The sequence below is a fragment of the Deinococcus actinosclerus genome, from assembly GCF_001507665.1.
Classification (GTDB): Bacteria; Deinococcota; Deinococci; order Deinococcales; family Deinococcaceae; genus Deinococcus; species Deinococcus actinosclerus.
Genome location: NZ_CP013910.1, coordinates 1,056,495 through 1,075,065, shown reverse-complemented (window position 1 = coordinate 1,075,065; position 18,571 = coordinate 1,056,495). Strand labels below are relative to the sequence as shown.

Below are 18,571 nucleotides of genomic sequence, written 5' to 3'. Positions count from 1 at the left end.
TCCCTACACCACGAGGTGCGCTTCGTCGTGTTCGGCCATCATGCGCAGGAACGCCTCAACGTACTGCGGGTCGAACTGCCGGCCGGCCTGCATGCGGATCTCGCTGACCGCGCGGTCCCGCGTCCAGGCCGGCTTGTAGGGCCGGGCGTTGGTCAGGGCGTCGAACACGTCCACGATGGTGAACAGCCGCGCGGTGTCGGGGATGTTCTGTCCGCGCAGGCCGCTGGGATACCCGGTGCCGTCCCAGCGTTCGTGGTGGTAGCGCACCAGGTCCAGCGTCTCGGCGGGCAGGAAGTGCAGGTCCTGGAGCATGTCGTAGCCGATGGTGGTGTGCGTCTGGATGACGCGGCGTTCCCCGGGGTCCAGCGCGCCCTGCTTGTGCAGCACCGAGTCGGGAATGGCCAGCTTGCCCAGGTCGTGCAGATACGCGCCCCAGCGCAGCGCCTTGACCTGATCCTCGTCCCAGCCGAGCCGGCGGGCCAGGCGGACGCTCATGGTGACCACGCGGGTGGTGTGCCCGCCCGTGTCGTCGTCGCGGTGTTCCAGCGCGGCGCCCAGGGAGCGCAGGGTGAGGTCGTTCGCGTCGCGCAGGTCACGGATGGCGTGCCACTGGCCCAGCTGGGCGCCCAGCAGCCGGGCGAAGGACGCCACGACGCTCTTCTCGTGCTCGTCGAAGGGGTCGGACTCACTGCGGGTCAGGATGAGCACGCCCAGGTGGTTCGAGGCCCGGCCGTACACGGGCGCCACGTGGAACCGGCGCCGCTGCGGCTTCTTCAGCAGCGCCAGCGCCTCCTCGGCCACCCAGTGGTCGGCCTGCACGCTGCGGCTGTTGTTGTCGCTGGGATGGATGGGCCGCTCCAGAAAGGCCTCGAACGCGCCCTTGGCGGCCAGGATGTGCGGCGTGCCGTGCCGGTAGGCGACGAACGCGAGGTTCGGCGCGACCTGCAGTTTGTCCAGGATGCCGATCCCGGCGCGGATGATCGCGTCGGCGTCGCGCGCGTCGGCCAGCCGCTCACTGCCCGCCTGGAGGGCCGCGATGGTGTTGCGCTGCCAGGCCAGCTGCCGGGCGGTGATCTGCTCCTGCAGGATGCGGAAGCCCAGGCCAGCCAGCACCAGCAGCGCCGCCAGCAGGTCGAGGACGCCCAGACGCGGGCCGGGCAGCAGCAGCGCCGCCACGAACGCCAGCGCAAACGCGGTCAGGGGCAGGAGGCGCCGCAGGCCGGTCGCGCCGACGGTGGCGGCGGCCAGCAGCAGCGCCGCGCCGATCATCAGCGCGGCGTGGTGCTGCCAGGTGGCGTAGAGCAGCAGGGCAGTCGCGCCGATCAGTACCAGATGAGACCACATGGTTGAGCGGGGCACCGGGTCAGCATACCACCACCTGCGCCGGACCCCAGGCGTTTTTGACGCTGTCCAGGGGATTCGTTCGCTGCTCACCCTGCGCGGGAGGCCGGGGTCAGCTGCGCAGAACGTGATGGACCCGGCAGCGGGCCTCGTAGCTCTCCTGCGCGCCCACGAGCACCACGGGATCGTCGAAGCGGGCCGGCTGGCCGCCGATCAGGCGCTGCGAGCGGGTGGCCGGGGCGCCGCAGACCGTGCAGATCGCGGTCAGTTTCTCGACGCTCTCGGCGCGGGCCAGCAGTTCGGGCATGAACCCGAAGGGCTCGGCCCGGAAGTCCTGGTCCAGTCCCGCCAGGATGACGCGCACGCCCGCGTCGGCCAGTTCCAGCGCCAGCGGGATGATCGCGTCGTCCAGGAACTGCACCTCGTCGATGCCCACCACGTCGGGCAGCACCTCGCCCTGGGCGTGCAGCAGGGTGCCCTCGCCGCTCAGCTGCGCGCGGATGTCGGCGGCGCCGCGCACGGGCGTGGCGTGCACGGTGCGTCCGGCGTGGCTGGCGACCGCCGACTCGTGGTAGCGGTCGTCCAGGGCAGGTTTGAACACCAGGACGCGCTGCCGGGCGATCACGGCGCGGGTCACGCGGCGGATGAGTTCCTCGCTCTTGCCGCTGAACATCGGACCGACGATGACTTCCAGGTGACCGCCGTGGTAGGGGGACTTCAGCACGCCCGCGAGTATCGCAGATCACGCGCGGGATCGGCAGGCCGGCCCCGGGGCGGACGGCACAAGCAGAACCGCCCGGCCACGGACGGGCAGGGCGGCGCAGGCACTGAAGGCTTACTTCTTCTTGTTGCGGTAGCTGTCGCCGAAGCGCTTGTTGAACTTGTCCACGCGGCCTTCGGTGTCCACGAAGCGCTCTTCGCCGGTCCAGAAGGGGTGCACGCCGCTCCACACGTCCACGTGGATTTCAGGCTTGGTGCTCAGGGTTTCCATCACGACTTTGCCCTGGTAGATGATCTTGGTAGGAACGACTTTGGGGTGGATATCTTTCTTCATGGGTGCCTCCTCCGCCACGTCTGCGCCCCGGCTGGCCGGTGCATGTGCGTAGCGGGCAACCCTGACAGTATACCACGCCGGCGGGGCGCCGGGTGAGGGCTCAGGCCTCGCAGTCCGTCAGCCACGGCCATCGCTGCCGGTAGGACTCCACCTTGGCGCGGTACAGCCCGGGCGTGTGGTTCTGGCGATTCAGCCGCAGCCGCCCGGCCGCCAGATCACGCAGGCCGAAAGGCGCGTAGATCTCGCCCCGCGCGTCGATGCCCAGCGCGGTGCACTCCACCAGGAACTGATCGATGCCGTCCCGGGCCGACCTCAGGGCGGGGCGCTCCAGGCCGGTCTTCTCCCGGAACCACAGGTGCACGCGCGCCTGATTGCGCACCTCGACCGTGCCGGGCAGGTCGGCGAACAGCGCGTCGGCCCGGCGGATCACGGCGTCCTCGGCCTCGTAGGACAGATCGGCGTCCCAGTAGAACAGGTCGTAGTCGGCGATGTTCGCGCCGGGCGGCTGGCCGGACAGGAGGTTCCAGACGGTGCCGAACAGCGCCCCGGCGGTCAGGTGCGCCTGTGGGGCGCCCAGAGCCGGCAGCCGGTCCAGGATGGCTGCGTTGACCGGATTGCGGCGCACCAGGGTCAGGCACTCCTGCCCGGTCACGCCTGCGCGCGGGCCAGCACGCCCGTCAGGTGCCCGGCGGCCGGCCACTCGCGCTGCCAGCCGGGCCAGGTGTGCCCCAGGCGCAGGCCGGGCAGCAACTCCGGCGGGACCGCCAGGCCCCGCGCGCCCACGACGGCGCCCACCACGCACGCGACCGTGTCGCTGTCGTCACCGCCCAGCACGGCGGGTTCCACGCACGCCCACCAGTCCTCCCGTCGGGCGTGGGCCACGGCGGCCTCCAGCGTGTCGAGAACATACCCGCTCTGGGAGGTGACCGTGCCCTCCAGCCCCGAGCGCACGCGGGCGCGGACCTGCGCGCGCGCCTCACGCTCGCGGCCCCGGAAGGCGCGGTGGGCGTCCTGGGTGTGCAGCCCCAGCACCCCGGCGTCCACCAGCACGTCCCGCGCGTCCAGGCTGTCCATGACGCCCAGTCCGGCCTGCGCCGCCGCCGCGTACGGCTGCCCGGCCGCCAGCGCCTCCATGAACGCCGTCAGGAACACGGACGCGGACACGCAGCGCGGGTCGGCGTGGGTCAGGGCCGTCAGGACCGCCGACTCGCGCGCCAGCGCCGCGCCCCGGTGCCCCAGCAGCCACGCGGCGGCCACCCGCATCAGCCCGCCGTTGCCGGCGCCGTCGAACCCACCGCGCTCCCAGGCCAGCGCCCCGCCGTCCAGGCGCTGCGGCTGCGTGAAGGTGACGCGCAGCGCCTGCCGGGTCAGGCCGCCCACGTCCGGCGGCGCGGCCGCCAGCCACTCCCGGAACGCCGTCAGGACGCCCGCGTGCCCCTCGCCCCGCGCCGCGCCCAGCAGGGTGGCGACGACCATCTGGCTGTCGTCGGTGGCCTCGCCGGGCGCGAAGCCGAACACGCTGCCCGGCTGATAGGTGCGGAAGCTCGCGCCGTAGCGGGCGTGGATGACGTCGGGAGACTTGAATTCCGTCGCGGCGCCCAGCGCGTCCGCCACGCACAGGGACAGCAGTACGTTCAGGGCTTCAGGCATGTGCCGATCTTCGCACGCGCCCGCCCCCGCCGGGGGGCCCCCTCGCGTGGCGGGGGCAGGCACCCTACACTGGGCCTTACCTATGGTACGCGGCGATCTGGCAGTCTTTCCCTTCCTGTCCGTCATGCAGATGTTCCTGACCAGCGGACGCGCCGGGCGGCTCAGCGTGGATCACGTCCGCGGCGGGCAGCTGTGGTTGGAACGCGGCGAGATCACGCACGCCGAGGCGGGGCGGCTGCGGGGCGATCACGCGCTGCAGTTCATGGCCAGTCTGGACGCCGGGGTGTTCACCTTCGAGGTGGATCAGCCGCCCCCCAACCGCACCATGAACCTGCGCCGCGACCCGGCGCTGCGCCGGCTGCTGGAGGACAACGCCGCGTGGGAACCGCTGCTGCGCACCTTCCCGGACTGGAACCGGCGCCTGCGGTTCACCGCCAAGTGGAGCGAGACGCAACCCGTGACCCGCACCCAGTACCGCATCCTGAACCTGATCTCCGACAGCGGCAACATCCGCACCCTGCTGGAGCGCACGGCCGCCCCGCCCCGGCTGGTCCTCGACACCCTCAAGCCGTTCCTGCTGGCGGAGCTGATCGAGATCAACTGACCCCGGCGCCCCCGCGTGGCCGCGTCCGGCGCCGCGTCACCGCCTGCGGCCTCACGCCGCGCAGTGGCCGCGACCTGCTCCGTTCGGCATACTCAGCAGGTGACCTCTGCTGCTCCCCTCGCTCCCCACGAGTCCGCGCGACTCTCGGCCCTGGAACAGACCGTCCGGGACGGCCTGCGTGACTTCCGCCGCACCGGGCAGGCCCTCTCGGAAATCCGCGACAACGGCTTCTACCGCGCCTCGTACGACTCCTTCGAGGCCTACTTGCAGGACCGCTGGGGCTTCACGCCCCCGCAGGCCAGCCGGCTGATCGACGCGTCCGACGTGGCCAGGGTCCTCGATCCGCTGGGCATCCAGCCGAAGAACGAGGCGCAGGCCCGCTCGTACCGCGCCGCCGCCCGGATCATCACGGAACTGGAACCCGAACAGCAGCGCGTGGTCGCGCGCCTCGTGGAGACCGCCGCCCCCGGCACCCAGCCCGGGCCGGACCACGAGGACGACGCGCCCTGGGACGTCCCGGCCGCCGAGGTGCGCATCATGGCGAGCGTCGTGAAGAAATTGCAGCCCGACGCGCTGGTGCACCACCCGGACAGCGGCGACGAGGTGCCCTTCGACACCCTGAGCAACCCCGAGCGCTTCGAGGTCATCCGCACCCACGTGGACCAGAAGACCCAGGCGTACCGCGAGAAACAGGAGGCGAAGGCGAGCGCCCCGCCGCCCGAGAAGATCAACTGGGCCGACTGGTGCCTGAACACCGCCGCCACCAGCCTCGGGCACGGGCAACGCCTGGAGATCAGCGTGGAACCGGACGGGAGCGGCGCCGCGCGCGCCGTCGCCCGGATCGTGGACGGCGCCACCGGTGAGGTGCTGGCCGCCGGAGCCGGGGCCGTCACACTGAAAAAGGCCGTGCTGAACCTCGCCGCCGAAACCAGATAGGGGACGCGGCGCAGGCTTGCCCCCGGGTGAATAGCGCCCCAGCGTGAAGAAATCAAGGCGGCCTCCGGGTCGCCTTCCTGCGTTCGGGCCTGGGCGCCGGCGCGTGGTGCCGAACGCCTGACTGGCGCGCAGGAGCCGCCACGGCCTCGGTCGCGCCGGGCGATCAGTAGACAAAGGCTCTGGCAGTGTCCAGCCACTCTTTGCGGCTCCTGTCACTTCTGCCACCCTGCAAGGGATGAGTCTCATCACTCCTCTCCGTCCTCTTCAGATTCTTCTGGTTGACGATGAACCCGCGGCTCAGCTTCTGGCCGAAGCGGCCTTCGAACCGTACGCCGATCTCGCCCGGCTGCATGTCCTTCCCGACCCCCGTGACACGCTCGCCTGGCTGCGCCGCGAGGCCGCGAGCGGCGCGGCCCCGGATCTCGTGTTGCTGGACCTGAACATGCCCGGCTCACCCGGGCTGACCCTGCTGAACCTCATCCGGGACGACCCTGCCCTGACGCAGGTGCGCGTCGTGGTGCTGGCCACGTCCGCCGACTCGGCGGACATCACCGCCGCCTACGCGCAGGGCGCCGTCAGTTACCTCATCAAGCCCGGCACGTTTACCGAATTCCAACAGCAGGTGCATACCCTCGTGACGTACTGGCACCTGATGTGCAGCATGTCCCCCCAGTCGTAACTTCCCCTGATGCCCAACTCCCTGCCCCTCCCAGCGCGCTCCGCCATCCGGCGACGGCTCCTCGAGTTCGCCGTGGACACGTCCCTGTCCGCCGAGTCCGCCGACGTCGCCCTGGAGACCCTGATCGACGCGTACGAGGACGGCTTCCGGCTGGCCCCCCTGCGTCCGGACGTGGCACCCTCCGCCACGCTGCCGCGTCAGGGACTCACGTTCGCCTACTTTCTCGGCACGCTCGACCGCTCCCTCAGTCCGAAACGTCAGCCGCAGCTGGAGTAGCTGCGGCGGGCGACGTCAGGCCGCGGGGATGGGCGGTCTACCCACCCAGGTAACTGGCAGTGAGGCTCTCGTCGCGGGCCAGGGTCGCCGCGGGGCCGCTGAGGGTCACCTGTCCGGTCTCGAGGACGTAGGCGCTGTCGCTGATGGCGAGGCTGGCGCGGGCGTTCTGCTCGACGAGCAGGATGGTCACGCCGTCGTCGCGCAGGCGCTGCACGATCCGCAGGATGTCGCGCACGATCAGCGGGGCGAGGCCCAGGCTGGGTTCGTCGAGGAGCAGCAGGAGGGGGCGGGTCATCAGGGCGCGGCCGATGGCGAGCATCTGCTGCTCCCCGCCGGAGAGCGTCCCGGCGAGCTGGGTGCGGCGTTCGTGCAGGCGGGGAAAACGGCCGTAGACGGTGTCGAGGTCGGCGCGCCAGGGCTGGCGGCGGCGCAGGTACGCGCCGAGCTGGAGGTTGTCCTGCACGGTCATGGACGCGAACAGTTCGCGCCGTTCGGGCACGAGGCTGATGCCGCGCGCCACGCGGCCCTCGAGGGGCACGCCGCGCAGGTCCTCGCCGGCATAGTTCAGGTGGCCCTGCGCGGGCAGGACGCCCATGACGGCGTTCATCAGGGTGGTCTTGCCCGCGCCGTTCGCGCCGATCACGCTGACGATCTGCCCCTGGGGCACCTGGAGACTCACGCCGCCGAGGGCCTCCACCCGGCCGTAGCGGGTGTGCAGGTCGCGGACGTCGAGCAGTGGGGTGGGCGGGGTCACGCGGCGCCCTCCTCAAGGTCGACGCCCAGGTACGCCTCGCGCACGGCGGGGTGGGCGCGGATCTCGTCCGGGCTGCCCTCCGCGAGTTTTTCCCCGGAGTTCATGACCACCAGCCGGTCCACGAGGGTCATGACGAGGTTCATGTCGTGTTCGACGATCAGGATGGTCACGCCCTCGTCCCGCAGGCGGCGCAGCAGCGTGATCAGTTCGAGTTTCTCGCCGTAGCGCAGACCGGCGGCCGGTTCGTCGAGAAGGAGCAGGGTGGGGTCGGCAACCAGGGCGCGCGCGATCTCGAGGATGCGCTGCTGGCCCAGCGCGAGGTTCCCGGCGAGGGTGTAGGCGTGCGGGCCGAGGCCGACGCGCTCGAGCTGGCGCAGGGCCTCGTGGTGCAGCGCGGCTTCCTCGGCGCGTTCGAGGTGCAGGAGGCTGGCGAGCAGGCCGGCGCGGCCCCGGGCGTAGCCGCCCATCATGGTGTTCGCCAGGAGGGTCTGGTCGGGTTGCAGGTGCACGTGCTGAAAGGTGCGGGCCACGCCGAGGCGGTGGATCTGCCGGGCCGGGAGGCGCGTGACCTCCTGGCCGCCCAGGGTGACGCGGCCGCCCGTGGCGGGGCTGACGCCGGTGACGAGGTTGAACAGGGTGCTCTTGCCCGCGCCGTTCGGGCCGATCAGGCCCAGGATCTCCCCGGCGCGCAGGCTGAAGCTCACGTCGGACACGGCGCGCAGCCCGCCGAACTGCTTGACGGCCCGCTCGACCTCCAGCAGGGGCGCGCCCGGCTGGGGCTTGGCCCGCACGGGCAGGGCGCCCACCCGGGCGGGGGCGCGGGGGGCGGGGCGGGCAGCGCGCGGTCGAGCAGGGGCCACAGGCCGCGCCGGGCGAACTGCAGAGTCAGGATGATCAGGATGCCGAACACGATCACCTCGAAGTTTCCCTGCGCGCCGATCAGGGCGGGCAGCGCGCCGCGCAGCCACTCGCGCAGGGTGGTGATCAGCCCGGAACCCAGCAGCGCGCCCCACACGTGCCCGGGACCGCCGACGACGGTCATGAACAGCGCCTCGATCCCGGCCTGGAGGCTGAAGGGCGTGGGGTTCACGAAGCGCTGGCTGTGCGCGTACAGCCACCCGGCCAGCGAGGCCATCAGGGCGCTGAGGACGAACACCTGCACCTTCAGCGCGAAGGGGTTCACGCCGAACGCCTCGGCGACGACGGGGCCGCCCCGCAGGGCGCGCAGGGCCCGGCCGGTGCGGGAGGACAGCAGGAACTGCGCGCCCAGCCCGGTCAGGCCCAGGGCGATCAGCGCGAGGTACGCGAAGTGCCGGGGCGAGGTCAGGGCCGCGCCGAACACCCCGATGGGTGGGATGTCGGTCAGGCCGGTGAAGCCGCCCAGCGCGGGGGTGTTGCCGAACGTGTAGTACAGGCTGATGCCCCAGGCGATGGTGGCGAGCGGCAGGTAGTGGCCCTGCATGCGCAGCGTGACGAGCCCCAGGATCAGCGCGATGACGCCCGTCACGGCGAAGCCGGCGAGCAGGGTCAGCCAGGGGCTCCAGCCGGCCTGGGTGGTCAGCAGGGCGGTGGTGTACGCGCCGACGCCCATGAAGGCCGCCTGCCCGAAGCTCGTCAGGCCCAGGATGCCGGTGAGCAGGACCAGCCCGACGGCGACGATGGCGAAGATGATGACGTTGACGAGCAGCGTCACCTGAAAGAGCGGCAGGACGAGGGGCAGCGCGGCGGCGATCACGACCGCCAGGACGCTCAGCGCGGCGCGCAGCGGCAGGGCGCGCCGCGCGGCAGGCTCGGCGGGGACGGTCATTCCTCGTCCTCCGGGGTGTGGCGGGTGGCGAGGGAACGCCACAGCAGCACGGGCAGGATCAGGGTGAACACGATGACCTCCTTCCAGCCCGACAGGCTGAACGAGGCGAAACTCTCGATCAGGCCCACCAGCAGGGCGCCCGCCGCCGCCAGCGGATAGCTGACCAGTCCGCCGATGATGGCGCCGACGAAGCCCTTGAGGCCGATCAGGAAGCCGCTGTCGTAAGTCATGGCGACCGACGGGCCGATCAGCATGCCGCCCAGCGCCCCGATCAGGGCGGCCAGCGTGAAGGTCAGCGTGCCGGCGGCGGACGGGCTGATGCCGACGAGCCGCGCGCCGAGGCGGTTGACGGCGGTGGCGCGCAGGGCCTTGCCGGGCATGGTGCGCTCGAAGAACAGGTACAGCGCCAGCATGAGCAGGGCCGAGACGAGCATCACGAGCAGGCTCTGGGTGCTGAGCGTCACCTGTCCCAGCGTGACGTTCCCTTCAGCGAAGGGTGGCGTGCGGGAGCCTTCCGGGCCGAAGAACACCAGCGCCACGCCGGTCAGGACGAGGTGCAGGGCCACGGACGCGATGAGCAGCACGAGGACGGTGGCGTTCTGGAGCGGCTGGAAGACCGTGCGGTACAGCAGCGGCCCCAGCGGCGCGACGAGCGCCAGGGTCAGGAGCACCTGCACCGGGAGGGGGGGCTTCAGCGGCGCGAGCCAGTGCGTCAGCGCCCAGGCACACCCGCCCAGCACCAGCGCGCCGCCCAGCGTCAGGGCGGCGCGCCCGGCCTGCCGCCGGCGCAGGTGCCCGGCGGCGTCCATCAGGGCGGCGAGGCCGAGCAGGATCAGCACCAGGGTCAGGGTGCCGGGCACGCGGCCGAGTTGAAGGGCGGCCAGGGTCAGGGTGCCGAACACGACGAATTCGCCCAGCGGCACGAAGATGACGCGGGTCACGGCGAACACCAGCACCAGCGACAGCGACAGCAGCGCGTACACCGCGCCGTTCGTGAGGCCGTCCGCCGCCAGGATCGGGAAGATACTCGGGTCGAAGATCTGCATGGGGGATTCGCGCCTTTCGGCCGCCCGTGGGGGCAGCCCGGATGGAGTGAGGGGGCGGGGGCAGCGGCTGGGCGCAGCGGCGGGGCAACCGGCCCGGCCCTCACCTGCCGTGAGCGCGCCGGGCCGGCGGGGGGAGCAGGGTCAGCGGCTGGGCAGCAGTTTCCAGGTGCCGTCCACGACCTGCACCATGACGCGGCTGCGGGCGTCGAGGCCCAGGTGGTCGGTCGCGCTCAGGTTGAAGATGCCGTGCGCGCCGATGACGTTGCGGGTGCCTTCCAGGGCGTCGCGCAGCGCCTCGCGGAAGGCGGGCGTGCCGGGCTTGGCCTTCTTCAGGGCGGCAGGGACGGCCTTCTGCATGAGCAGGCCCGCGTCCCACATGTGCGCGCCGAAGGTGCTCACGGTGTCCTTGCCGTACTTCGCCTCGTAGAGGTTCATGTAGGCCAGCCCGACCTTGCGGGTGGGGTTGGTGCCGGGCAGCTGGTCGGCCACGAGGACGGGCCCGGCGGGCAGGATCGCGCCCTCGACGTCGCGGCCCCCGACGCGCAGGAAGTCGGCGTTGGCGACGCCGTGCGTCTGGTAGATCTTGCCCGCGTACCCGCGGTCTTTCAGGGCTTTCTGCGGCAGGACGGCGGGCACGCCGGACGCGCCGATCAGGATCGCGTCGGGCCTGGCCGCCACGAGTTTGAGGATCTGGCCGGTGACGCTGGTGTCGCTGCGGCCGTAGCGTTCCTCCGCGACGACCTTCAGGCCGCGCGCGGCGGCGTTCTTCTTGAGTTCGCTGGCCCAGCCCTCGCCGTAGGCGTCGTTGAAGCCGATGTAGCCGATGGTGCGGACCTTGTTCTGCACCATGTGCTGCACGATGGCGGCGGCCATCAGGGCGTCGGTCTGGGGGGTCTTGAATACCCAGGCGCGCTTGGCGTCCACGGGCTTGATGATGCCCTCGCTGGCGGCGAGGCTGATCATGGGCACCTTGGCCTCGGCCACGACGTCGATCATGGCCAGGGAGGCGGGGGTGGTGGTCGTGCCGATGATCAGGTCGACCTTGCCTTCCTGGATGAGTTTGCGGGCGTTCGTGACGGCGGCGGTGGTGTCGGAGGCGTCGTCGAGGACGGTGTACACGACCGGCTGCCCGGCGATGGTCTGCGGCAGCAGGGCCACGGTGTTCTTCTCGGGGATGCCGAGGCTGGCGGCGGGGCCGGTCGCGGAGACGATCACGCCCACGCGGATTTCGGCGGCGGCGAGGGACGACAGGGCCAGGACGCTCAGGAACAGTGCCTTCTTCATGGGGTACCTCCGTGGGTCAGCCCACCGCGTCGTTGCGGGGCCGGGGGCGGTTGAACTGTGGGTGCCGGGAGTATGGCACAGGCGGCCCGGGCGGCGGCGCGAGCGTGCACCCGGCGTCCCGCCTGGCTGTCCGGGCAGATGCCGGGACGGCGTGGTGCGGCCGTGCCGGGGCGGTTCCGGGCCGGGCGGACGGTGTCCGGGACCGGACAGTGGCACGCGCCGGTGGCCTGCTCAGCGCAGCAGGTCGAGGAGTTCGCCGACGCTGTGGTGGGCTTCGAGGGGGTGGCGCAGGGGCGCGCTGGGCTGGAGGCGGTAGGTGTTGCGGCGGCCCTGGCGTTCGCGGGTCAGGACGCCGGCGTCCTCGAGGTCGCGGACGATGCGCTGCACGGCGCGTTCGGTGATGCCGACGCGCACGGCGACCTCGCGCAGGGTGTCGCCGGGGCGCTGCTGGAGGCACAGCAGGACGTGGGTGTGGTTGGTCAGGAACGTCCACGGGGCGGGCGTGGTCATGGGTAGGTTGACCTTAGCACACAAAATACGACATACTTTTCGCGTATTTAATGTCGCTCTTTGGAGGAATCATGACGCAACTCACCCTGGAGACCACTGCCGCCGCGCCCCTCACCACCGTCGCCGTCGCCCATGGGGACGGCATCGGCCCCGAAATCATGGACGCCACCCTGCGGATCCTGGCCGCCGCCGGGGCGCGCATCCAGCCCGTCCCGATCCGCATCGGCGAGGCCGTGTACCGCGAGGGCCACACCAGCGGCTTCACGCCCGACACCTGGGAGACCCTGCGCGCGGCGGGCGTGCTCCTGAAAGCGCCCATCACCACCCCGCAGGGCGGCGGGTACAAGAGCCTGAACGTCACGCTGCGCAAGACGCTGGGCCTGTACGCCAACGTCCGGCCCTGCCGCGCCTACGCGCCGTTCGTACCCAGCCACCACGCGGGCACGGACGTGGTGATCATCCGCGAGAACGAGGAGGACCTGTACGCCGGGATCGAGCACCGCCAGACGCGCGAGGTCGTGCAGTGCCTGAAACTCGTCACGCGGGACGGCTGCGAGCGGATCGTGCGCTACGCCTTCGAGTACGCCCGCGCGCACGGGCGGCGCAAGGTCACGGCGCTGAGCAAGGACAACATCATGAAGCTCACGGACGGCCTGTTCCATCAGGTGTTCCGCGAGATCGGCGCCGAGTACCCGGACCTCGAACAGGAGCACCAGATCATCGACATCGGCACCGCGCGGCTGGCGACCCGCCCCGAACGCTACGACGTGGTCGTGACCCTGAACCTGTACGGGGACATCATCAGTGACGTGGCGGCCGAGGTGACGGGCTCGGTGGGGCTGGCGGGCAGCGCGAACATCGGCCCGAGCTTCGCGCTGTTCGAGGCGATTCACGGCAGCGCGCCGGACATCGCCGGGCAGAACGTCGCCAACCCCGGCGGGCTGCTGCAGGCGGCGGTCATGATGCTGGGGCACCTGGGGCAGCACGACGTGGCGGTGCGGGTGCAGAACGCGTGGCTGCGCGCCCTGGAAGACGGCGTGCACACCGCCGACATCGCGGGGGAACACACCCGCGAGCGGGTCGGCACGCGCGAGTTCGCGGACGCCGTGATCGCCCGGCTGGGGCAGGAGCCGCAGGTGCTGCCCGCCGCGCGCCGGGGCCCGGGGCAGCTGCCGGCGCCCGCGCCGCAGCCGGGGCGCCGGGACGTGGTGAAGACCCTGGTGGGCACGGACGTGTTCTTCGAGTGGGCCGAGGCGGACCGGGACCCGGCGGTGCTGGCCGCGCGGCTGGAGGCGCTGGCGACCGGGCGGCTGCGGCTGAGCATGATCACGAACCGGGGCGTGAAGGTCTGGCCGGGCGGGCAGCCGGAGACGTTCCGCGCGGACCACTGGCGCTGCCGCTTCCTGGCGGGCGCGGACGAGCCGGTAGAGCACGCGGACGTGGTGGCGCTGCTAACGGCGCTGCTGGGCAGCGGGCTGGATTTCATCAAGACCGAGCACCTGTACACCTTCGACGGCGTGCCGGGCTTCTCGATGGGTCAGGGGCAGTAACAGGCAGACGGTCTGACGGAGGGCCGCCTTCTTCTCGCGTGGAAGGGGGCGGCCCCCTCGCCTGTTCTGGGGCCGGGATTGCCGAGCATTCCGGTGGGTGTTCTGCGTTGAGTTCGGGGGGCGGGGGGAGTAGAATTCTCTTATTGAGAATCCTTCCTATTAAGGAGGGTCGTCCCTCTCCCCCACTCCGGAGGCCCCCCGTGACCACCCAGACCCTCACCCCCCCGAGCGCCCGGCCTGAGCCGCACTTCACGATGTCGCCGGAGCTGCGCCGCGCCGTCACCCTGACCGCCCTGACCCTGGCGGGCCTGCTCGTGGGCCTGACCGGTCAGTACCTCCTGCACCTCCCGGCCCTGCAGTGGGCCGGGTACGTCACGGCGTTCCTGGCGGGCGGCATTCCCGCCGGGCGCGAGGCGCTGCACTCGCTGTTCGCAGAGCGCAAACTGGACGTGGACCTGCTGATGGTGCTCGCGGCCCTGGGCGCGGCGAGCATCGGGCAGGCGGCGGACGGCGCGATCCTCCTCTTTCTGTTCAGCCTGAGCAACACCCTGCAGGACTGGGCGATGGGCCGCACGTCCAGCGCCATCCAGGCCCTGATGGACCTGAACCCCGAGGGCGCCACCGTCCGCCGGGACGGCGTGGAGAGGTGGTGCGAGCTGGGCGAGATCCGCATCGGGGACCTGCTCGTCGTGCGGCCCGGCGAGCGCGTCGCCGCCGACGCGCGGGTCATCCGGGGCCAGACGAGCGTGGACGAGAGCCCCATCACCGGCGAGAGCGTCCCGGTGGACAAGGTGCCCGGCGCGGAACTGGCGTCCGGCACCGTGAACCTGAACGGCAGCGTGGAGGCCGAAGTGGTCCGCCCGGCAGGCGAGAGCACCCTGGCGCGGCTGGTGGGCCTGATGGAGCAGGCGCAGACGCAGAAGAGCCGCACCGAGAGCCTCACCGAACGCTGGGAGAGCCCGTACGCGATGATCGTGCTGGCCCTCGTGCCCGCCGCATACGCCCTGCTCAGATACGGCTTCGGCCTGAGCGTGGACGACGCGTGGTACCGCGCCATGACATTCATGGTGGTCGCCAGCCCCTGCGCCGTGGTGATCAGCACGCCCGCCGTGATGCTCTCGGCGATGGCGGCCGCCGCGCGCGCCGGGGTGCTGTTCAAGAGCAGCGCCGCGCTGGACGCCCTGGCGGGCGTGCAGACCGTCGCGTTCGACAAGACCGGCACACTGACCCAGGCCCGCATGACCCTGACCGCCGTGCACGCAGAGGACGACGCGCAGGCCCTGGCGCTGGCCGCCGGACTGGAAGCCCACAGCGAGCACCCCATCGCGCAGGCGATCGTCACCGCTGCCCGCGAGCGTGGCGTGACCCCCCTGACGGTCACGGACGCGCAGGCGATTCCCGGGCACGGCATCGAGGCCCGTCTGCCGGACGGGCAGGTCGCGTGGGCAGGGAACCTCCGCCTCGCGCAGAGGCAGGGCGCGACCCTGGACGCCGCGCAGCAGGCGGCCCTGGGTGACATGGGCGCGCGCGGCAGCTCCAGCGTCATCGTGGGCGTCGGCCCCCGCGTGAGCGGCGTGATGGGCGTCGCGGACGCCCTGCGGCCCGACATCCGCCCCGCGCTGGACGCCCTGAAGGCCAGCGGCGTCACGCACCGCGTCATGCTGACCGGCGACCGCGAGGAGGTGGCCCGCACGGTGGCCGCCGAGGTGGGCCTCAGCGAGTTCCGCGCGGGCCTGCTGCCCGAGGACAAGCTGCGCCTGATCGGGGAGCTGCCCGGCCCGGTCGCCATGGTCGGGGACGGCGTGAACGACGCCCCCGCCCTGGCCCGCGCCGACCTGGGCGTGGCGGTCGCCTCGGGCACCGACGTCGCCATCGAGAGCGCGGACGTGGTGCTCATGCAGAACGACCTCGGGAAACTGGCGGGCGCGGTCCGGCTGGCCCGGGACGCGCGGCGCACCGTGATCACCAACCTCGCCTTCGCGTTCGGGGTAATCCTGATCGTCGCGCCGCTCGCCGTGGCGGGCAAGGTGCCGCTGCCGCTGGGCGTCCTGGCGCACGAGGGCGGCACGGTGTTCGTGGTGTTCATGGGCCTGCGCCTGCTGCGCCACCGGGTATAGGCGGGCGGCGCACGGGGGCAGTGACGACGGTGGTCGGCTGCCCCCGTCCCCTGCACCACCCCAACATTCCCGCAAGCCGCTCCACATCCTGCCCCGGCCCGCGCCGCCGACGCTGAAGCCCGGACGTTTCCCGGAGGACCCTATGAGACTGAATCCCGCCCGCCGCCCCCTGCTGCCCCGCCTGCTGCTGGGCCTGATCGCCCTGTTCGTGCTGATCCAGCTCGTGCCCTACGGCCGGGCGCACGCCAACCCCACCGTTCAGGCGCAGCCCAGGTGGGACAGTCCGCAGACCGAGGCGCTGTTCACGCGCGCCTGCGCGGACTGCCACAGCCACGCGACCGTGTGGCCCTGGTACAGCAACGTGGCGCCCGTGTCGTGGCTGGTGCAGCGGCACGTGGACGAGGGCCGCAGCCGGTTCAACGTGAACGTCCCTGGGTACGGCCGGGACGCGGACGAGGCGGCCAAGGAGGTCCGGAGTGGTGGCATGCCCGAACCGACCTACCTGCCCCTGCACCCCACCGCCCGCCTGAGCGCCCAGGAGAAGGAGCAGCTCGCAGCGGGCCTGGAGGCGACCTTCGGCGGGGAACGCGAGGGCGGCGAGGGCGAGGGCCGCTGAGCCTGCGCGGGCCGTAAGGTCTCGTGAACGCGGCCCCCACCCGGCGCCCGCCTGCGGGGGCCTACGCTGGGCGACACACTTCAGTTCAGGTGCTCCGCGCAGGCGGGGCGGGAGGGCATGACATGGGAGAAGGCAGACCGAACGGGCAGGCGAACGCGAACGTCTCACAGGACACCATCAACGACCAGGGCCAGTGGAACACCGGCACGCCCAAGAACGCCGGGGACGCCGCCACCAAGGGCCAGTACACCGGGGTCAGCGACGCGAATGCGGACGCCGGGAACACCACCTCGCAGGCGCAGCAGGTGAGCCTCACCACCGACCCCCGGTCCGACGCACAGGGCGGCACGGACGTGAACCCGTCCTCGTTCGGGAGCATGCAGGGCAGCCTGCCCGCCAGCGGCGCCACCACCGATCCCGATAAGAAGGCTGACTCCGACAAGGCCTGACACCTGAACGGAAGCGCCCACCCGCAGTCAGGGGTGGGCGCTTTCACTTGCGACCTCGGCGTTACTTCTTGGGTGCGTCGATGGTCTTGCTGGCCTTCGTGGCCGGACGGGCCGGGGCCTTCTCGACCTTCTGGCCGATGCTGGCGGTTTCCTTCTCGACCTGACGGTTGATCAGGATCTGCTGCCCGATGCCGATCAGGGTGGACAGGATGATGTAGATCGTCACGCCCGCCGGGAAGGTCAGCGCGAAGTACAGGAAGATCAGGTAGATGAACGCCTGCTGGCGGAACATATCCGGGTTCTTGCGGGTCATGACGTACAGCTGCCCGATGTTCACGATCAGGTACACCACGGCGAGCAGGTAGAACGGATCGGGAATCGCGAGGTCCGGGAGCCACAGGAAGCCGCTGTCGAACTCGAAGTTGCGGATCGTGGACCACAGCGCGATCAGCACCGGGAACGGAATGAAGGTGGAGAAGCACCCGGCCGGGTTGAAGTTGTAGTCCCGGTACAGCTGCTGCATCTCCGCCTGCATGGCCCGCTGGGAGTCCATGTCCTTGCGGTCTTTGTACTTCTCCTGGATCTCCTTGATCTTGGGCTGCATGACCTGCATGCGGGCGGTGGTGCGGCCCTGCGCCTGCATCAGGGGCCACATGATGGCGCGCAGCAGGATCGTCAGGACGACCAGCACCAGCCCCCAGTTCCCGATGAACTTGTACAGCTGCTCCATGAGCTTCACGATCAGCAGGCTGATCTGACCGAAGAAGTTCGGCTTGAACAGGCCCGGCAGTTCGGTGTAGCCGCTCTGGTACAGGTGGATCAGTTCGTTCTTGCCGCCGTACACTTCCAGGTTGCTGCTGGCCGGCACGGACGCCGTGATCAGGCCCTGCGCGCCGCCCGTCAGGGTGGTGTTCACCTGCGTGCCGCCCTGGGGCCGGATGATCAGCGCGTGCGCGATCTGGCTGGGGTTTTCCTGCAGCGCGGCGTACTGGACGTTCTCGACACTCAGGGTGCCGCTGCCCTGCACGGCGGCAGGCTGCGCGCCGCCCTGCGCGTAGGCCTGCACGCGCGGGTTGTCGGCCTTGCCCAGACCCGGGAACAGGATGTTCACGCGCTCGGGGCCGCCCGTGACCTCGGTCTTCAGGTCGACCTTGAAGTTGCGGGGGTGCAGCGTGACGGTCTTCGTGACGGTCACGCCGCCCTGGGTGTAGCGGAACACGGCGTCCTGACGGTTGGCCTTCAGGTCGGTGGTCAGGCCGGTCGGTTCGCTCGTCTCGGCCGTCTGCGCGGGGTCGAGCCCGGCGGCCTTGTCCTCGACGGCCAGGGCCTTGCGCCCGGCGACCATGTTCACGATGCCCTTCTGGTTGGTCAGGGCGCTGAAGTCGTAGGTGCCGTCTCCCTTCTTCTTGATGTAGGGGGTGCCGGCGTAACCCTTGACGTACCAGCCGATGATCTCACCGCGGGCATTGAACACCACGTCCTGGAGGTTGCTCGTGGCGATGAATTCGTCGCCGGGCTGACCGTCGAAGTCGGTCTTGATCCATTCGGGCGTGATGGCCTTCCCGAAGGTGGGCAGCGGGCCGGTCTGACCGCAGCCGCTGAGCAGCAGCATGCCGCCCAGGGCAGCGATTGGAAGCAGGTGTCGTGTCTTCATGGGTTTCGGGGTTGCCTCTTGGGGAAATGCTCGGGGACGGGGTCGAACCCACCGGGCACCAGGGGGTTGCAGCGCAGGACGCGCCACGCGGCCAGCCAGCCGCCCTTCACGGCGCCGTGCCGCTCGATGGCCTGCGCGGCGTACTCCGAGCAGGTCGGGGTGAAGCGGCAGGTGGGCGCGGGCTTGCGGGGCGAGAGGTGCTGCTGGTAGGAACGGACGGCCCGGACCATCAGTTTGCGGGGCG

The 18,571-nt window shown here is 71.2% G+C and carries 21 protein-coding genes; 8 read left to right on the top strand and 13 right to left on the bottom strand.

The features are described 5' to 3' along the window. Positions 1-3: 3 nt before the first annotated feature. From AUC44_RS05215 to AUC44_RS05195, 5 genes are all read right to left on the bottom strand, one after another. Positions 4-1,359, bottom strand: coding sequence for an HD-GYP domain-containing protein (locus AUC44_RS05215; protein WP_335338683.1), 1,356 nt, complete (start codon positions 1,357-1,359; stop codon positions 4-6). Positions 1,360-1,453: 94 nt separating this feature from the next. Then, positions 1,454-2,065 carry a thymidine kinase gene (locus AUC44_RS05210; protein ID WP_062157697.1) on the bottom strand — a complete coding sequence of 204 codons (612 nt, stop codon included), beginning with the start codon at positions 2,063-2,065 and terminating at the stop codon, positions 1,454-1,456. 111 nt (positions 2,066-2,176) lie between these two features. Then, positions 2,177-2,395 (bottom strand): 50S ribosomal protein L31, encoded by a 219-nt coding sequence (rpmE, locus tag AUC44_RS05205; RefSeq protein ID WP_046844910.1) that lies wholly within the window; start codon positions 2,393-2,395, stop codon positions 2,177-2,179. A gap of 100 nt (positions 2,396-2,495) precedes the next feature. Continuing rightward, positions 2,496-3,047 (bottom strand): nucleotidyltransferase family protein, encoded by a 552-nt coding sequence (locus tag AUC44_RS05200; RefSeq protein ID WP_062157696.1) that lies wholly within the window; start codon positions 3,045-3,047, stop codon positions 2,496-2,498. After that, positions 3,044-4,045 (bottom strand): ADP-ribosylglycohydrolase family protein, encoded by a 1,002-nt coding sequence (locus tag AUC44_RS05195; protein ID WP_062157695.1) that lies wholly within the window; start codon positions 4,043-4,045, stop codon positions 3,044-3,046. The genes AUC44_RS05200 and AUC44_RS05195 overlap by 4 nt, the downstream gene beginning before the upstream one ends. Before the next feature lie 82 nt (positions 4,046-4,127). On the opposite strand from AUC44_RS05195, the gene AUC44_RS05190 reads away from it, so the two are divergent. From AUC44_RS05190 to AUC44_RS05175, 4 genes are all read left to right on the top strand, one after another. Beyond that, positions 4,128-4,649, top strand: a complete 522-nt coding sequence (locus AUC44_RS05190; RefSeq protein WP_062157694.1) for a DUF4388 domain-containing protein — start codon at positions 4,128-4,130, stop codon at positions 4,647-4,649. Between the two features lie 99 nt (positions 4,650-4,748). Continuing rightward, a complete protein-coding gene (locus tag AUC44_RS05185; RefSeq protein ID WP_231724537.1) occupies positions 4,749-5,585 on the top strand; it encodes a hypothetical protein in 837 nt (278 codons plus the stop codon). 235 nt (positions 5,586-5,820) lie between these two features. After that, positions 5,821-6,264: a response regulator gene (locus AUC44_RS05180; protein WP_062157692.1), complete on the top strand. Its 444-nt coding sequence runs from the start codon at positions 5,821-5,823 to the stop codon at positions 6,262-6,264. Between the two features lie 9 nt (positions 6,265-6,273). Beyond that, positions 6,274-6,540, top strand: coding sequence for a hypothetical protein (locus AUC44_RS05175; protein WP_062157691.1), 267 nt, complete (start codon positions 6,274-6,276; stop codon positions 6,538-6,540). A gap of 37 nt (positions 6,541-6,577) precedes the next feature. Here AUC44_RS05175 and AUC44_RS05170 read toward each other — a convergent pair whose 3' ends face one another. The 6 genes from AUC44_RS05170 to AUC44_RS05145 all read right to left on the bottom strand — a co-directional run bounded on the left by AUC44_RS05170 (position 6,578) and on the right by AUC44_RS05145 (position 11,941). Next, positions 6,578-7,294 (bottom strand): ABC transporter ATP-binding protein, encoded by a 717-nt coding sequence (locus AUC44_RS05170; RefSeq protein ID WP_062157690.1) that lies wholly within the window; start codon positions 7,292-7,294, stop codon positions 6,578-6,580. Further along, positions 7,291-8,085 carry an ABC transporter ATP-binding protein gene (locus AUC44_RS17265; RefSeq protein ID WP_335338682.1) on the bottom strand — a complete coding sequence of 265 codons (795 nt, stop codon included), beginning with the start codon at positions 8,083-8,085 and terminating at the stop codon, positions 7,291-7,293. The genes AUC44_RS05170 and AUC44_RS17265 overlap by 4 nt, the downstream gene beginning before the upstream one ends. Next, positions 7,995-9,101: a branched-chain amino acid ABC transporter permease gene (locus AUC44_RS17260; RefSeq protein WP_062157689.1), complete on the bottom strand. Its 1,107-nt coding sequence runs from the start codon at positions 9,099-9,101 to the stop codon at positions 7,995-7,997. Before AUC44_RS17260 ends, AUC44_RS17265 begins: the two co-directional genes overlap by 91 nt. Next, the gene (locus AUC44_RS05155) at positions 9,098-10,147 is read right to left on the bottom strand and encodes a branched-chain amino acid ABC transporter permease (RefSeq protein ID WP_062157688.1); all 1,050 of its coding nucleotides are present in this window, start codon (positions 10,145-10,147) and stop codon (positions 9,098-9,100) included. Before AUC44_RS05155 ends, AUC44_RS17260 begins: the two co-directional genes overlap by 4 nt. A gap of 141 nt (positions 10,148-10,288) precedes the next feature. Continuing rightward, positions 10,289-11,431, bottom strand: coding sequence for an ABC transporter substrate-binding protein (locus AUC44_RS05150; RefSeq protein ID WP_062157687.1), 1,143 nt, complete (start codon positions 11,429-11,431; stop codon positions 10,289-10,291). Positions 11,432-11,662: 231 nt separating this feature from the next. Next, complete coding sequence (locus AUC44_RS05145; RefSeq protein ID WP_062157686.1) at positions 11,663-11,941, bottom strand: helix-turn-helix transcriptional regulator; 279 nt, start codon at positions 11,939-11,941, stop codon at positions 11,663-11,665. Between the two features lie 71 nt (positions 11,942-12,012). On the opposite strand from AUC44_RS05145, the gene AUC44_RS05140 reads away from it, so the two are divergent. The 4 genes from AUC44_RS05140 to AUC44_RS05125 all read left to right on the top strand — a co-directional run bounded on the left by AUC44_RS05140 (position 12,013) and on the right by AUC44_RS05125 (position 16,673). Then, the gene (locus AUC44_RS05140) at positions 12,013-13,491 is read left to right on the top strand and encodes an NADP-dependent isocitrate dehydrogenase (protein ID WP_062157685.1); all 1,479 of its coding nucleotides are present in this window, start codon (positions 12,013-12,015) and stop codon (positions 13,489-13,491) included. A gap of 200 nt (positions 13,492-13,691) precedes the next feature. Then, positions 13,692-15,608 carry a heavy metal translocating P-type ATPase gene (locus AUC44_RS05135; RefSeq protein WP_062157684.1) on the top strand — a complete coding sequence of 639 codons (1,917 nt, stop codon included), beginning with the start codon at positions 13,692-13,694 and terminating at the stop codon, positions 15,606-15,608. 142 nt (positions 15,609-15,750) lie between these two features. Then, positions 15,751-16,224: a heme-binding domain-containing protein gene (locus AUC44_RS05130; RefSeq protein WP_062157683.1), complete on the top strand. Its 474-nt coding sequence runs from the start codon at positions 15,751-15,753 to the stop codon at positions 16,222-16,224. Between the two features lie 122 nt (positions 16,225-16,346). Beyond that, positions 16,347-16,673 (top strand): hypothetical protein, encoded by a 327-nt coding sequence (locus tag AUC44_RS05125; RefSeq protein WP_157445172.1) that lies wholly within the window; start codon positions 16,347-16,349, stop codon positions 16,671-16,673. 61 nt (positions 16,674-16,734) lie between these two features. Here AUC44_RS05125 and yidC read toward each other — a convergent pair whose 3' ends face one another. Both yidC and yidD read right to left on the bottom strand, forming a co-directional pair. Beyond that, positions 16,735-18,327 carry a YidC/Oxa1 family membrane protein insertase gene (gene yidC / locus AUC44_RS05120; RefSeq protein ID WP_062157681.1) on the bottom strand — a complete coding sequence of 531 codons (1,593 nt, stop codon included), beginning with the start codon at positions 18,325-18,327 and terminating at the stop codon, positions 16,735-16,737. Next, on the bottom strand, positions 18,324-18,557 hold the full coding sequence (gene yidD, locus AUC44_RS05115; protein WP_062159690.1) for a membrane protein insertion efficiency factor YidD: 234 nt from the start codon (positions 18,555-18,557) through the stop codon (positions 18,324-18,326). Before yidD ends, yidC begins: the two co-directional genes overlap by 4 nt. Positions 18,558-18,571 lie beyond the last annotated feature (14 nt).